The sequence below is a fragment of the Brevundimonas sp. AAP58 genome, assembly GCF_001295975.1.
Classification (GTDB): Bacteria; Pseudomonadota; Alphaproteobacteria; order Caulobacterales; family Caulobacteraceae; genus Brevundimonas.
Genome location: NZ_LJHU01000063.1, coordinates 1 through 15019, shown reverse-complemented (window position 1 = coordinate 15019; position 15019 = coordinate 1). Strand labels below are relative to the sequence as shown.

The 15019-nt window shown below is 70.0% G+C and carries 11 protein-coding genes and 1 riboswitch; of the genes, 6 read left to right on the top strand and 5 right to left on the bottom strand.

What is annotated here, in order from left to right; translation table 11 throughout:
* Together IP78_RS09210 and pdeM are read left to right on the top strand one after the other, a co-directional pair.
* The coding region (locus IP78_RS09210) for a helicase-related protein (RefSeq protein WP_054111392.1) at window positions 1–2021 on the top strand (2021 nt) is incomplete at its 5' end.
* Complete coding sequence (gene pdeM / locus IP78_RS09205; protein WP_156320348.1) at window positions 2018–2794, top strand: ligase-associated DNA damage response endonuclease PdeM; 777 nt, start codon at window positions 2018–2020, stop codon at window positions 2792–2794. The genes IP78_RS09210 and pdeM, both read left to right, overlap by 4 nt.
* On the opposite strand, the gene IP78_RS09200 is transcribed toward pdeM, so the two are convergent.
* The 4 genes from IP78_RS09200 to IP78_RS09185 form a co-directional block, all read right to left on the bottom strand.
* On the bottom strand, window positions 2791–3213 hold the full coding sequence (locus IP78_RS09200) for a DUF3429 domain-containing protein (protein ID WP_054111387.1): 423 nt from the start codon (window positions 3211–3213) through the stop codon (window positions 2791–2793). The two genes, pdeM and IP78_RS09200, sit on opposite strands and share 4 nt — an antisense overlap.
* Window positions 3213–4019 carry a TIGR02186 family protein gene (locus IP78_RS09195; RefSeq protein ID WP_156320347.1) on the bottom strand — a complete coding sequence of 269 codons (807 nt, stop codon included), beginning with the start codon at window positions 4017–4019 and terminating at the stop codon, window positions 3213–3215. Before IP78_RS09195 ends, IP78_RS09200 begins: the two co-directional genes overlap by 1 nt.
* Entirely contained in the window at window positions 4019–4945 is a 927-nt protein-coding gene (locus IP78_RS09190) for a sulfite exporter TauE/SafE family protein (protein WP_054111385.1), read from the bottom strand. The genes IP78_RS09195 and IP78_RS09190 overlap by 1 nt, the downstream gene beginning before the upstream one ends.
* 98 nt (window positions 4946–5043) lie before the next feature.
* Window positions 5044–8007 (bottom strand): SEL1-like repeat protein, encoded by a 2964-nt coding sequence (locus IP78_RS09185; RefSeq protein WP_054111384.1) that lies wholly within the window; start codon window positions 8005–8007, stop codon window positions 5044–5046.
* A 216-nt stretch (window positions 8008–8223) separates the two neighbouring features.
* Between IP78_RS09185 and IP78_RS09180 the strand changes: the two genes are divergently transcribed.
* The 3 genes from IP78_RS09180 to IP78_RS09170 all read left to right on the top strand — a co-directional run bounded on the left by IP78_RS09180 (window position 8224) and on the right by IP78_RS09170 (window position 10006).
* A complete protein-coding gene (locus tag IP78_RS09180; RefSeq protein ID WP_054111391.1) occupies window positions 8224–8424 on the top strand; it encodes a hypothetical protein in 201 nt (66 codons plus the stop codon).
* Between the two features lie 70 nt (window positions 8425–8494).
* Entirely contained in the window at window positions 8495–9016 is a 522-nt protein-coding gene (locus IP78_RS09175) for a pyridoxamine 5'-phosphate oxidase family protein (RefSeq protein ID WP_054111383.1), read from the top strand.
* A 93-nt stretch (window positions 9017–9109) separates the two neighbouring features.
* The gene (locus tag IP78_RS09170) at window positions 9110–10006 is read left to right on the top strand and encodes an aldo/keto reductase (RefSeq protein ID WP_231680972.1); all 897 of its coding nucleotides are present in this window, start codon (window positions 9110–9112) and stop codon (window positions 10004–10006) included.
* On the opposite strand, the gene IP78_RS09165 is transcribed toward IP78_RS09170, so the two are convergent.
* Window positions 9990–11831, bottom strand: a complete 1842-nt coding sequence (locus tag IP78_RS09165) for a TonB-dependent siderophore receptor (protein WP_054111389.1) — start codon at window positions 11829–11831, stop codon at window positions 9990–9992. The genes IP78_RS09170 and IP78_RS09165 overlap by 17 nt on opposite strands.
* A 192-nt stretch (window positions 11832–12023) precedes the next feature.
* Window positions 12024–12177: riboswitch (cobalamin riboswitch) on the bottom strand.
* 98 nt (window positions 12178–12275) lie between these two features.
* Here IP78_RS09165 and mutS point away from each other — a divergent pair.
* Window positions 12276–14957 carry a DNA mismatch repair protein MutS gene (mutS, locus tag IP78_RS09160; RefSeq protein WP_054111382.1) on the top strand — a complete coding sequence of 894 codons (2682 nt, stop codon included), beginning with the start codon at window positions 12276–12278 and terminating at the stop codon, window positions 14955–14957.
* Window positions 14958–15019: the final 62 nt, after the last annotated feature.

The window sequence follows — 15019 nt, the reverse complement described above, 5'->3', positions numbered from 1 at the left end:
ATGTCCCTTCTCCCCTTGCGGGAGAAGGTGGCCCGTCAGGGCCGGATGAGGGGTACGAGGATACGGATCCCGCGCGTCCGCCAGCCCTCGCTCCCGACCCCGAGTTTCACCCCTCATCCGTCTCGCTTCGCGAGCCACCTTCTCCCGCAAGGGGAGAAGGAGTCGTCATCGTGCGCGGCGACCCCGGCGCGGCCCCCGAGATCGACGTCCTGGTCAGCGAAGGCCGCGTCCCCTGGGCGGGACACACCGGCCAACACGCCATCCCCGAGGTCTACGCCGCCATCCAGCGCTCGAACCTCGCCCTGATCTTCGTCAACACCCGCTGGCAGTCCGAGTTCGTGTTCCAGCAGCTGTGGGCCATCAACGACGACAATCTGCCGATCGGCCTGCACCACGGATCGCTGGCCGCCGAGCAGAGGCGCAAGGTCGAGGCGGCGATGGCGCGAGGCGATCTTCGCGCCGTGGTCTGCACCTCGACGCTGGATCTGGGCATCGACTGGGGCGACGTCGATCTGGTCATCCAGATGGCGGCACCGAAGGGTTCGTCGCGCCTCGTCCAGCGCATCGGCCGCGCCAACCACCGGCTGGACGAACCCTCCCGCGCCCTGATGGTCCCCGCCAGCCGGTTCGAGCTGCTGGAATGCCAGGCCGCCCGCGAGGCCGTGGCCGACAACGCCTTCGACTGGGAGCCGCATCACATTGGCACGCTCGATACGCTCGCCCAGCACGTCATGGGCGTGGCCTGTTCTGAGCCGTTCGACATGGATGATCTGTATACGGAGGTCACCCGCTGCGCGCCCTATCGCGGCCTGACCTGGGAGGCGTTCGAGGAGGTCGTCGATTTCGTCGCGACCGGGGGATATGCGCTGCGGACCTACGACCGGTTCGCGCGGATCGTGCGAAACGCCGACGGCAAATGGACGGTCCGGAACCAGCTGATCGCCCAGCGCCACCGGATGAACGTCGGGGCCATCGTGGCGGCGGGGACACTCAATGTCCGCGTCGCGTCCCGGCGCGGCGGCGCGTCCAAACAGCTGATCGGCGGTCGCAAGGTCGGCGAGGCCGAGGAGTGGTATTTCGAACAGCTGAGCCCCGGGGACACCTTCGTCTTCGCCGGCCAGGTCTGGGCGTTTCAGGGCATCAGCGGCATGGACGCCCTGGTCACCCACGCCACCGGCAAGGACCCCAAGATCCCGTCGTGGGGCGGGGCGCAGTTTCCGCTGGGGACGTCGCTGGCGGTGCGGGTGCGGGCCATGATCCAGGACCGCGACCACTGGCGCGTCCTGCCGCCTGACGTGCAGGAGTGGCTGGAGCTGCAGGAGCAGCGCAGCCTCATCCCCGACGCCGACAGCCTGCTGGTCGAGACCTTTCCGCGCGGCAGCCGCCACTTCCTGATCGCCTATCCGTTCGAGGGTCGGATCGCGCATTCGACCCTGTGCATGCTGCTGACGCGGCGGCTCGACCGGCTGGGCGTCGGCCCGCTCGGCTTCGTCGTCACCGACTATTCGCTCGCCATCTGGGCGATCCGGCCGATGGACGGCCTGGACTGGGACGCCCTGTTCCAGCCCGACATGCTGGGCGACGACCTGGAGGCGTGGCTGGAGGAGTCGTTCATGATGAAGCGCACCTTCCGCAATTGCGCCCTCGTTTCCGGCTTGATCGAGCGCCGACAGCCCGGGGCCGAGAAGACGGGCCGCCAGGTGACCTTCTCCACCGACCTGATCTACGACGTGCTCCGCCGCCACCAGCCCGATCACCTGCTGCTCCGAACCGCGCGCGCGGACGCCGCGTCCGGATTGCTGGACGTGGCGCGGCTGGGTCAGTTGCTGACCCGGATCGCCGGTCGTGTGCGCCACGCCCCGCTGGAACGCGCCTCGCCCTTCAGCGTGCCAGTTCTGGTCATGATCGGGCGCGAGCGGGTCGGCGGCGACGCTGCCGACATGATCCTGGAGGCCTCGGCCCAGGACCTGATCGACGAGGTCATGGAAGACGCTCCACCCGAACTGCAGGGGGCGGCGTGAACGCGGCTCTTCGCGAAGTCCTGACCCCGGCGCGCCGACCGTGCGGCTCTCTGTCGGTACGGGTGATGGGGGAGCTATGCGTGCTGCGGTGTTCCGGCGCTCTGTGGCTGCCCGCTTACGGGACGCTCGTGGCGGGTGACCTGCATCTCGAGAAGGGGTCGGCTTATGCCGCACGAGGGCAGATGCTGCCGCCCTACGACAGCCGGGTGACACTGGACCGGCTGGAGGCAGAGATTGCGGCGTTGAAACCCGAGCGCGTCGTGCTGCTGGGTGACAGCTTTCACGACAGCGGCTCGATCGCACGGATGGCGGGCGATGACCGGGCGCGGCTAGACCGGCTGGCCGAGGAGGGGCGGGACTGGGTCTGGCTGGAGGGCAACCACGACCGCGAGGCCCTGGGCGCTGGGCGGACGGCGGCCCCGACCTTCTCATCCGGGGACTTCGAGCGACTGGTCGGCCTACCGGGGCGGGTCGTGCCGGAGCTGACGCTCGGGGCGCTCCATCTGACCCACGAACCGGAGTCCGACCCTCGACCGGGGGAAGTGGCAGGGCATCTGCACCCCTGCGCCCGCGTAGTGGCCCATGCCCGCATGGTGCGTCGCGCGTGTTTCGTGACCGATGGACGCCGCCTGATCCTGCCGGCCTTCGGGGCCTTCACGGGCGGACTGAATGTTCTCGATCCGGCCCTGGCGGGTCTGTTCGATTCTCGACCGATGGTGGCCGCGCTGGGTCGTGATCGGGTCCACGCTCTGGCCTGGGACAGTCTGGTCTAGACCGAGACCACGACGGCAAGGCCCAGCGAAAAAAGCGCGCCGATCGTTGCGACGGTGCGCAACGCCGGATACCACGCGGGCGGACGCCGCCGGTCCCACAGCCACATGGACGCAAGCCCAGCCGACACCACGCCAAGCCGTATTGGATCAGATAAGGGGAGCGGCAGGAGCGCCGCCCAAGCGACGAGGGCGGGCGCATTGCTGAGCGCGAGGGTCACCGGATCGGGCGAGCCGCTCGCCAACGCCGCGCCCCACCGTGTTCCGCCGAGAAACGACAGGATCACGGCTGCGTAGCCGAGCAGGGCAAACAGCCAGAGCTCCCGATGCGGGCCGCCCCACGCCGCCAAGGCCGCGCATCCAACGAAGGGAATGAGCCCGGCAAGGGCGAGCGCCCAGGCCATGGTACGGCCGCTAGTCATCATCGTCTCCCGAATACGCGGCTGGACAGATAGCCTATCCCGCCAGCTAGGAGCACGCACAGCACGCCATAGGTCCAGGGCCGACGGTGAGCGAACTCGTAGATGTCGCGCTCGATGCCGACCTTCTCGACACGCAGGGTCAGGTTCGACACTCCTGCCGGTTCGCCGTCTCGGAACAGCCAGACCTCGGCGTGATACTCGCCGGTCGGGGCCACGGACGGCAGCTCGACTTCGGCGCGGAACAGGCCCCGATCCACGAAGGTTACGCCGTCGGGGTCGGTGTTGTAGAGGGCGGCGGCCTCGCGCAGGCGGATGACGGCGCGGCGCCAGTCGAGATAGTCCTCGCCCAGCCGGGAGACGACCACATCGCGCACGCCATAGCGGGTGACGGTGCGGCTTTCCTCCGGCGCGTTGATCCGCAAGTGATCGACGCCGACGCCCAGCCGTCGCAGCTGTCCGAAGCCGGCGATTTCCGACAGAGGCCGCGTCGAGGCCGTCATGTAGAAGCCGGGCGCGCCCTCGAACAGAACCGGGCGGCTGTTCAGCCAGACGCCCAGGTTGCGGGTCTTCTTGACCAGACGGACCGGCGCGTCGGGCCCGCGTACCACCACGACCACATCGGTCGGGTCGTCGGTCGGATTGAACACCGCGCCATAAAGAACGATGGAGGCGCCGCGGAAGCGGGAATCGACCTCCACCCGGGCGTCGGTCAGGGCGGCGGCGACGCGGAGTTGATCCAGCGTCTCGACCGAGCGTTCGGGCGCGGGGGCCTCGACGGCGGGCGGCGGTGGGGGCAGGGCCTGCATCATCCGTCTGCGACCCCCGGCGCGATCAGGAAGATGTCCGAAGGGCGAACGAAAAGCTCCAGCCCCATCTGGATGCCGACCAGCAGCACGATCAGGCCGAGCGCCGCGCGCAACACATCGGCCTTGAATCGTCCAGCATAGCGCGCGCCGAGCTGGGCACCGACGACCCCGCCCAGCAGCAGGAGAGTCGACAGCACGACGTCGACGGTCTGGTTGCGCCCGGCCTGAAGGATCGTGGTGATGGCGGTGGTGATGATGATCTGGAACAGGCTGGTGCCGACCACCACGCTGGCCTTCATGCGCAGGGCGTAGAGCATGGCCGGCACCAGGATGAAGCCGCCGCCCACCCCCATGATGGCCGACAGGATGCCCGCGAAGATGCCCAGCCCCAACGGCGGAATGGCGGAGATGTAGAGGCCCGATTTCGGGAACCGCACCTTCCATGGCAGGCCATAGAGCCATAGCGGGCGGCGACGCTCCTTGTGCGGCGCGATCTCGCCGCGGACCCGACGCAGGATCGTGGTCAGGCTCTCATAGAGCATCAAGAGGCCGATGGCCCCCAGGAACAGCAGGTAGGACAGCGACACCACCAGGTCCGCCTGGCCGAGCAGGCGCAGATAACGGAACAGCTCCACCCCGCCGATGGCTCCGAGCGCGCCGCCCAGCGCCATGATCCCCCCCATGCGGAAGTCGACGCCGCCCTGACTGGAATAGCGGATCACGCCGGAGGTGGAGGAGGCGACGACGTGGCTGGCCTGGCTGGCGACCGCGACCGTCGGGGGAATGCCCATGAAGACCAGCACCGGGGCCATCAGGAAGCCGCCACCAATGCCGAACAGACCCGAGACGAAGCCGACCACCGCCCCCAACAGGATCAGGAGCGGCCAGTTCACCGAAACCTCGGCGATCGGCAGATAGATCTCCAAAGGGGCGGGCCTTCGGCTGGAACAGATACGCGAGACGCCGGAAGGCGAGCGCGGGTGTCTTAACGAGCGGGGAGCCGCGCGGCCACCCCGATCAAGTCCTAGGCGAGCGGTTCCAGGGCGAACGCCTCGGCCTGGGCGCGGGCGGTCTGGCGGGCGGCCGCCGGAATGGTCGGGCTGAGACGGTCCACGGCGGCCTGGGCCTGGGGATCGCCGGCGCGCGCTGCGATCAGGTACCAGCGGTAGGCCTGGGTCAGGTTGGGCGCGATTCCCTGATCGCCGTTCTCATAGATTCGGGCGACATTGTACTGGCTGTCGACCAGCCCCTGGTCGGCGGCGCGCTTGAGCCAGTCCAGCGCTTCAGTGCGGTTCTGGGCTCCGCCGACACCGTCATACAGATACATGCCATAGGCGTGCTGGCCGCGCGCGTCGCCGCTCTCGGCCGCGCGCCGGGCCCAGGTGCGGCTCTCGGCCTCGTCGATCTCCAGTCCCGCCTCGCCGGTCTGATAGAGGCCCGCAAGCTTCAGCTGGGCCTGAGGGTCGCCCAGGTTGGCCGCGCGGGTCAGGGTTTCGACACCCGCCGGGTCGTCCCGGTCCAGCTGCTCAATGGCCTGGGCATAGAGGGTCTGTGCCTCGGTCAGGTCCGCCGGAGCGGCATCGATGGGCGTGTCCCCGGTCGGCGTCAGGGCCAGAGCCGCCAGTGGCGCGGATTCTGTCGCCCCCGCCGTGGCCCCGCTCAGGGCCTGGCCAAGGTCGGCTATGTCATAGCCCGTCAGGCGGCCGGTGGCGTAGAGACCGCCCACCACGGCCATGCCGGTGACGGAGGCCAGGAAGGCCTTCTTGACCGTTCCGTCGCGGCCCGCCTGCTTGTCCAGCCGTTCCTGCAGCTTGGACTTTCCGCCCTTCTTCAGGCCGAGGCCAAAGGAGACGCGCGGGGCGGCCGCCGGGGCCGCCGCCTCCGGGCTGTTCATCGCGGCCCGTGCGGCCTGAATCGTATCGCGGGTCGTGTTGGCGCGACCGGCCGCGGCACCGGCCGCCATGGATGCCCGCATGCGGCGCGCATCGACGAACTCCGTTTCGGCGGCGAACTCGTCACCATCGTCGATGATCCGGGCGGACGGCGCAGCGCGCTCGGCAACGATCGGCCCGGACTCGGCTTCGATCTCGGCGATGGCGTCGAGCGCGTCAGAAACGTCAGCGCCGCCGAAACCGGCGAAGGGGGCGGCGGCATGCGCGGTGCCGAACGGTGAGGGTTCGGTGGCGGGCTCGATGTGGCGCGGAAGGGCGTCGAAGCTGTCGGACGCGGGCGAGGTCTCGTCGAGCTGGGCTGGGGAGATGATCGGCGCGGCCGGGAAGGGCTCCAGGTCCGCCGACAGAGGATCGATCGACCAGCCGCCGGCCGGGGCAGCCGCGCCGCCGAAGTCCGGATCGGCCGGGAATGCCGCGGCGCGCCAGTCGGGCTGGGCGAAGTCGGCGGCGCGGCTGGCCGGCTCCGGCACGGGCTCGGCCCTGGGCGGCGCGGGCTGGGCCAGGCGCTGCTCCAGCGTCTCGCGCGCCTCGGCCAGCAGGGCGGCGGTGCGCTCTTCCGACAGGCGCATGCGCTCGGCCAGTTCGCCCGACGCCCGGTCGTAGCGCTGCTCGATCCGCTCGGAGCTTTCGCCGAGACGACGTCCGATGTCGTCCAGGGCCTGGGCGGACTTGCGCTCGGACTGGGCGATGCGGTCGGCCAGGCGGTCGGAGATGCGGGTGATCTCGGTCCCCAGCTTCTCAAGGGCGATTGCGTTCTGGTCCTCGGCGCGGGTCAGGCGGTGCTCGATCGCCTGGCCATAGCGGCCCATGTCGCGCTCGATCTTTTCCGACACCGACTTGGTCAGCGCCGCCTCGAACTTCTCCAGACGGGCGTCGCCGGCGGTCTCGATGCGGTCGACGCGGGTGTCGAGATTCTGGGCGATACGCAGGACCTCGCGGCCCATGGCCTCGATGCCCTGGGCGGAGCGTTGCTCTGCGGCGCGGGCCTGTTCGCCCAGCGATTGAACCGCCGCCTCGATGCGGCTCATGCGGCCTTCGTGCTCGGCCGTTTCGAGCTTGCGCATCATCTCGGCGCGGTTGGTCTCGACTTGACGCGACAGGGTCTCGGCCAGCTTCTCGAAGCGGGCGGCTTCCTTCGCGCCTTCCGGTTCGGCACGGGTCTCGGCCGCGCGCAGGCGCTGATCGAGGCCCGCGAAGGCGTGCTCCAGGCTCCTGAGCGCCTGGGTCGTCTGGTTCTGGGCGGCGTCCAGACGACGGCCGACCTCGGCCAGCAGCTCGGTCCCGGCCCCTGCGCTCGCAGCCTTCTCGACGGCCTCGATGCGCGCCGCCAGCGTCTGAGCTCCGGCGCGCTGGCGCTCCTCGATGTCGTAGAGGCGGCTGGTCAGGGCGGCGACGGCGGTGTCGGTCTTCTCGAAGCCGTCCAGCCGCTGGCGCGTCTCGGCGAAGCCCGTGCGCTGGCGCTCCTCCATGTCATAGAGGCGGCCCGCGAGCGTGCCCAGCGCCTGCTCGACCTTGGACAGGGTCTCGGCGGACTTGGGCCCAACCTCGCGCTCGAAGGCGCGCAGGCGACGGTGGCCCTCCTTCAGCTCCTCGGAGATATCGTCGATGCGGCGCTGGTGGACGCCCGCCTGCTGGTCCTGGGCCTCCAGGCGGCGGACGAGGCCGGACACGGCCTGGTCGACGCCCTGGATGGCGATGGTCGAGCGGCGCTCGGCGGCTTCCAGCCGGGCGGCGATGGCCTCCACCGAGGCGGCGACGCGATGCAGCGTCTCGTCGGCGGGCTCGCGATAGCTGCGCTGAGGCAGGTCATAGGCGTCGTCCACGCGACGCGAGCGGCTGCGGCGCTCGATGGATTCCGAGGCGTGGGGGCGGCGCGGCAGGGGTTGGACGCCATCGTCCTCCTCGCCGTCCTCCATGATCATGGTGTTGAGCCATTCGCCGAGCGTCATGCCCGAGCGGCGCGCCAGATCCTTGGCGACCTCGCGCGCCTTGGGGTCGATTCCCTTGACGCTCCAAGGTGCCGCCGCTGCGCTCACTGATTCGGCTCCCGACCCATGGAGAAACGCTAGTCGTCCAGATTCGGGGTGTAAACGGCGCGTTAACCCCAACATCTAGACGGCTGCCCATCTTCCTGTGGACAGCGGCCCTCCGCTCGCTTCTGTGTCACCGGGACGTGGTTAACGAGGCGTGAAGATTAATCTCTGCGAAAGGGTTTCCTTGCGCCGGGCCGCCCCTATCCGCACATGGCAGGCATGAGCCTGACGTTGACCCTGTGCCTGATGATCGCGACCGCCGCACTGGGCGGATACGCGGGCTGGCGCGGAGCCCAGCCGGTGAACCTGGCCCGGCCCCGGCTGGTGCCTTGGCGGTTCGTGATGCTGCTGTGCGCGGCGTTCGGCTTTCTGCTGCTGATCCATCTGGCAGCCCTGTTCGGGATCGAACGAGCGACCTGAATCGGCGATACGGAACGAGGCTGGCCTCTGGTGGTTGTCCTGGATGACCCCAACCCCAAGGAGCCCTGCCATGAGCCAGGATCAACTGACCGCCGCTGACGCCGAGAAGGCTTTCTGGGAGGCGCTGGAGACATCCAACACCGGCCTGCTGGGCCTGGATCAGCCCGGCTACCACGCTCAGCCGATGACGGCGTTTCGCGAGGCCGAAACCGGCACCATCTGGTTTTTCACGCGCGCCGACACCGATCTGGCGCGCGATGTCGCCGTGGGCGGCGTTGGGGGCGGCGGGCAGAGCGCCATGTTCCACTACGGCTCCAAGGACCAGAAGGTCTGGGCCTGCATCCATGGCGATCTTTCAGTCCACGGCCCGGACCGCCAGATCATCGATCGCTATTGGAACCCCGTGCTGGCTGCGTGGTACCTTGGAGGCAAGGACGACCCGCATCTGACCATCCTGCGCTTTGACGGCGACGACGGAAGAGTCTGGGTGTCCGATGGTGGCCTGCTGAAGTTCGGCTTCGAGATCGTCAAGGCCAACATCGCCAGGACACGTCCAGCCGTGGGCGGCGTCGCGGATGTGAGTCTGCAATAGCCGTTCATTCGGGCAGAGAGCGACGTTCCTTCGGTAAGGTTTCGGCAGGAACTCCCTAGGTCTCCCTTAAACTTTGCCGGTCAAGGTCGCGGGGTGATACCTGCCGCCGCATCCCTGCCCGTCGCCAAGCTGGCGCTCGCCGTCGTGACCGAGCCCGAGCGCGCGACGCCCGCGCCCGTCGGCGCGCGGGAGGACGCCATGCGGTCCCTGCTCCAGACCGCCGCCGACGCCGGGGTGACCCGTGTCGCCACTCGGCCTCAAGGGGATCAGGAGCGGCTGCTGGGTCAGGCGTGGCCGTTTCCGTCGCCGTTCTCCGTCAGCGTTCGCGCCGTCGCCGTGTCGGAAGGTCTTGACCGCGTCGAGGCGCGCGCCCGCCGCTCGCTGGAGCGCATGGGTCTGCCACGCGGGGATGTGTTGCTGGTCTCTGGCGCAGGCGACCTTGCGGGCGCGGAAGGTCGCGCCCTGTGGGAGCGCCTGCAGGCGCTGAAGGACCGCGGCCTGTATCGCCGCGTCGGCTTCCTGGCCACGATGGAGGATGGTCCGGTGCTGTTGGCACGCCGGTTCCAGCCGGACGTGGTCCAGATACCCTGCAACATCCTGGATCAGAGGCCTGTGGCCGACGGCGTGCTGTCGGATCTCGCCGGGCTCGGCGTCGACGTTCATGTCTCGTCGGTCTTCGCGCGCGGCCTGCTGTTCGCCAACCGCGAGACGTTGCCGATCCATCTCAGCGCCTATGGCGTCGCCCTGTCGCGGACACGCCGGCGTCTGGCCGAGGCACGGGTCGACCCCATGCAGGCGGCCCTGGCCTTCTGCCTCAATCTGCCGCCGGTCGCAGCGGTGATCGCCTCAGTCGCCTCGGCCGCCGAGATGCGCGCGGTGCTGGCCGCCGCCCACGCGCCGAGCCCCGACCTCGATTGGTCCAGCCTGGCGTTGGAGGAGCCGGCCGCGCTGACGACCGGCTCCCATGACCTGATCAGTAACGCAGCCTGATCCCGACGTAGCCGGATCGGCCCGGTTCGCCGTAGCCCAGCACCTGCTGATACCGCTCGTCGGCCAGATTTTCGATCCGGGCAGTCAAGGCGACGGCCTCGGTCAGCTGATACGCCCCGTTGAGATTGGCCGTGACGAAGCCGTCCCGCACCCCGCCCGCATCGTCCTGATCGCCCTCGGCCCGCACCGTCAGGCCCCCGGACAGCCGCTCGCCGGTCCATGCGAGCGTCGCCGAGCCAGCATGCTCGGGCACCCGCAGCAGCCGGGCGTTGGTGGTCTCGTCGCGCGCATCAGTCCAGGCGTAGGCGAGGCTCAAGTCGAAGCCGCCACCAAGCCGCGCTGTGGCTTCCGCCTCGATCCCATCCGTCCGGGCTTCGGCGATGTTCACATAGACGCTGTCGAAGGTGACGGGATCGAAGACGTAGGTGATCTGGTCTTCGACATTCAGCCGATAGGCGGTGATCCGTCCGTCTAAGCGCCCGTCGGCCGAGGTCCAGCCCAGGGCGACCTCGACGCTGTCCGCGCTTTCGGGCCGCAGGGTCGGAAACGGCTGGGACGAGAAGCAGAAGTCGCACACCGCCTGGCTGATCGACGGCGCCTTGAAGCCGGTCCCGTAGGCGCCCGACAGGATGAAGCCGCCGTCCAGATCCAGCGCCGCCGAGACGCGGCCCGTGGTCTCCGAACCGAAGTCGTCGGTATCGTCCCAGCGCAGCGCGCCGGTGATGGTCAGCCGCTCGTTCGCCTGAAGCGACGCCGTGCCGAAGATCGAAGTGGTGCCCAGATCTTCGACCAGGCCGCTCGACAGGCTGCCCTCGGTGTCCTCCCGCTCGGCCCCGAAGGCGTAGGTCAGCTGCTCGCCGGCCGTTCCGTCCGCCTGCCAGCGCCACGTCCGCCGATCCGCCTCGAAGGTCGAGGGAAAGGCTGATACCGTGTCCCGCTCGATGTCCGCGGCCGACAGGCTGAGTTGGTGCGTCAGGCCCATCGACTGGAGCGTCAGCCGAGCGAACCCCGACCACTGCTCGCTCTCGGTCGTGTCCGGCGTGTCGGCGAGGGCAAAGCTTGGGGCCGGGAAGCCGTCGATGTCGGCCTCGCTACGCGACCACCGCAACGATCCGTCGATCCGCGCCTCAGGGGTCAGGGCGTAGCGGCCCTTCACGCCCAGCGTCGTACTGTCGAACCCATCGGCCTCCGGGTTGCCGTCGGCCTCGTCCGCTGCGCTGATGCCGTCGGTCGAGAAGCGCGAGATCCAGGCCCCGAAGGCGTAGGCGTCGTTGGCGACGCCGGCCGCCAGCCTTCCGCGCAGGGTGTTGAAGGAGCCGACCTCGGCCTCGGCGCGGATGCCGTCGACCTCGCGCGTGGTGAAGGAAATCACCCCGCCGATGGCGTCGGACCCCCACAGCGACGACTGCGGCCCCGACAGCACCTCGATGCGCTCCACGTCGCCGAGCTCCAGGCCGGAGAAGTCATAGGCCCCGTTGATCTCGGCCGGGTCGTTGACCGGGACACCGTCGATCAGGACGAGGGTCTTGCCGGGATTGGCCCCCCGGATGCGAACCTGGGCCACCCCTCCGAAGGCACCGGACCGCACCACAGACAAGCCGGGCACATCCGCAAGGATGTCGGCGGCAAAGATGGCGCCCCGGCGTTCGATGGTCCGGCCGTCGAGGACGCGGGCACCGGGCGTGCGCGCGGCGATGGCCGGCAGACGGGTGGCGGTGACGATGACTTCGGGCAGGGGATCGGCGGTCAGGACCTCGACCTCCTCGGCCCACGCCGGGTCGGCGAGCGCGGCGAGCGCGCTCGTGGCGAACAGCAGACGTTTCATGGATATCAGCTCCATCGGCCCGGCTTCGGCGCGCGCCGGGCGTGGTAACAGCGACCAATCCGCCCGGACGCGAGGCATCCGGACGGCTCCGAGATCGGGTCGCTTCGACGGAACGTCCTCCCGGCTTTGCGGAAGGGGATGGTCCCACGCCTCTGTCTGGTCCCGGACAGCGGGCGAGCGACGTCGGCGGCCAGGTCTCCTGGCTTGCGGGTCATCAGCCGCCGTCCCCGCCTTCCCGGACCCGTCGAAACGGTCCCAGTGACGCCAGGGCCAAAGCCCCGGATCGGACGACGGCCTCGCCGCCTACAGTTGCGGGCACAGCCGCGGTGTTGGACCGCGTTCCCTTAACCGCCTGGACGCAATGTCGCAGGTGCGAAGCGGCGCGGCAAGGCGGGACTGCGGCCTTGAGCGGGCCCCCGCATTCCGTCACCCTGTCGCGACCCCATGAACGCGCCCCTCCAGCATCCTCCCAAGACAGCCACGGCCGACGGCGTGACGCCCGTCATGGCCCAGTTCCTGGCGGCCAAGGCGTCCCAGCCGGATGCCATCCTGCTGTTCCGCATGGGCGACTTCTACGAGCTGTTCTTCAAGGACGCCGAGGTGGTGGCCTCAGCCATCGGCCTGACGCTCACCAAGCGCGGCAAGCATCTGGGCGAAGACATTCCCATGGCCGGCATGCCGGTCCATGCCGCCGAGGGCTACATCGCCCGGCTGATCCGCCAGGGCTTCAAGGTCGCCATCTGCGAACAGATGGAAGACCCTGCCGAGGCGAAGAAGCGCGGCTCCAAGGCCGTCGTGCGCCGCGACATCGTCCGTGTCGTCACGCCGGGCACCCTGACCGAGGATTCGCTGCTGGACGCGCGCGGGGCCAACCGGTTGGCTGCCGTCGCCATCCGCCGGGGCCGCGCCGCCGTCGCCGTGGTCGAGCTGTCGGCCGGGGCGGTCGATTGCGTGGCCTGCGATCTGGTCGACCTTGCGGCCACCCTGTCGGCCTTCCGCCCGTCCGAGGTGCTGGTCACCGACAAGCTGTTCTCGGACCCCGAGGTGCGCGAGGCGCTGGACGGCTCCGGCGGTGTGGTCCAGGCCCTGGCCTCGGCCGTGGCCGAACCCGCCGCCGCCTCGGCTCGGGTGACGCGGCTGTACGGCGTCCAGTCGCTGGACGGCTTTGGCGCCTTCGAGGAGGCGGAGGTCTCGGCACTCGGTCTCATCGCCGCCTATCTGGAGACGACGCAGGCCGGAAAGGTCCCGGCCCTGTCGCCGCCCCGCCGTTCGGGCGAGACCGGCTATCTCGCCATCGACCCGGCGACCCGCCTGAGCCTGGAGATCGACCGCACCCAGCGCGGCGAGCGCGAGGGCAGCCTCCTCGCCTGCATCGATCGCACCGTCACCTCGGGCGGGGCGCGGGCGCTGGCGGAACGCATCGCCCGGCCGCTACGTGACCCTGCTGCTATCAACGCCGGCCTCGACGCCGTCGAATGGCTGCTGGAGCGGCGGGGCCTGCGCCGTGATCTCAGGGACGGCCTGCGGGCGTCGGCCGACGTGGCCCGCGCCGTGTCGCGGCTGGCGCTGGGGCGAGGCGGGCCGCGCGATCTCGCCGCCATCCGTGCCGGGCTCACCATCGGGGAGGCCATCGCTGGCTTGTTCACCGCTTCCCCCGACCCCCTGACCGGCCCGCCCCAGCGGATCACGGCGTGCCTCGACCGCCTGACCCTGTCGCCCGATCTGTCGCGGCTGATGCTCGACCTCGCCGAGGGTCTGTCGCTGGAACCGCCCCACCTCGCCCGCGACGGCGGCTTCGTGAACCCCGGCTTCCGGCCCGAGCTGGACGCCGCCCGGGCGCTGCGCGACGACAGCCGCCGCATCGTCGCCGATCTGGAGGCCCGCGCCGTCGCCGAGAGCGGGGTCCCTTTCAAGATCAAGCACAACGCCGTCCTCGGCTACTTCCTCGAAACGACCGCCAAGCACGCGGAACCCCTGTTCCGCGCCGGTCCCGAGAGCCCCTTCATCCACCGCCAGACGCTCGCGGCCCAGGTGCGCTTCACCACGGTCGAACTCTCCGAACTGGACGCGAAGATCAGCCAGGCCGGCCACCGCGCGCTCGCCATGGAGACCGAGACCTTCGAGGCCTGGCGTGCCCAGGTCCAGGCGCTTGCCCACCCGCTCCAGGCCCTGGCCGAGGCCATGGCCGAACTGGACGCCACCGCCGCGCTCGCCGAATGGGCCGAGGAAGTCGGCGCGGTCCGCCCCGTCGTCGACGACAGCCGTTGCTTCACCGTCGAGGCCGGTCGCCATCCCGTGGTCGAGGCTGCGGTCAAGAAGGCGGGCGACCCCTTCACCCCCAACGACTGCCGTCTGGACGGCGACGGAGTCGGCTGCGCTCGCCTGTCCATAGTCACTGGCCCCAACATGGCGGGCAAGTCGACCTTCCTGCGCCAGAACGCCCTGCTGGTCGTGCTCGCCCAGGCCGGTGCGTTCGTTCCCGCACGGTCCATGCGGCTGGGCGTCGTCGACCGGCTGTTCAGCCGCGTGGGTGCCGGCGACGACCTGGCGCGCGGCCGCTCCACCTTCATGATGGAGATGGTCGAGACCGCCGCCATCCTGACCCAGGCCACGGATCGCAGCTTCGTCGTCCTGGACGAGATCGGGCGCGGCACCGCCACCTACGACGGCCTGGCCATCGCCTGGGCCTGCGCCGAGGCGCTGCATGACGTCAACCGGTCACGCACCCTGTTCGCCACCCACTACCACGAGCTGGCGCGGCTGGAGGAGCGGCTGGACCACGTCTGCAACCTGTCGATGAAGGCGCGCGAGTGGAACGGCGAGCTCGTCTTCCTGCACGAGGCGGCGCCGGGCGCGGCCGACCGATCCTACGGCGTCCAGGTGGCCAAGCTGGCGGGCGTGCCCCCCGCCGTTGTCGCCCGCGCCCGCGCCGTGCTGGACCGGCTGGAGTCGGAGAAGGCCGCGGCGGCGCGTCTGGACGACCTGCCCTTGTTCGCCGTCATGGAACCGCCCCCGCCGCCCTTGCGGTCGGCCGTGGACGACGCCGTCGCCGCCCTCGATCCCGACACGTTGTCGCCGCGTGAGGCGCTGGAGGCGCTGTACCGGTTGAAGGGGTTGGCCAAATGATCCTCCCCCGGAGCGCAGCGAACGGGGGAGGGGGGCCGCGAAGCGGTGGAGGGGGCGGACGC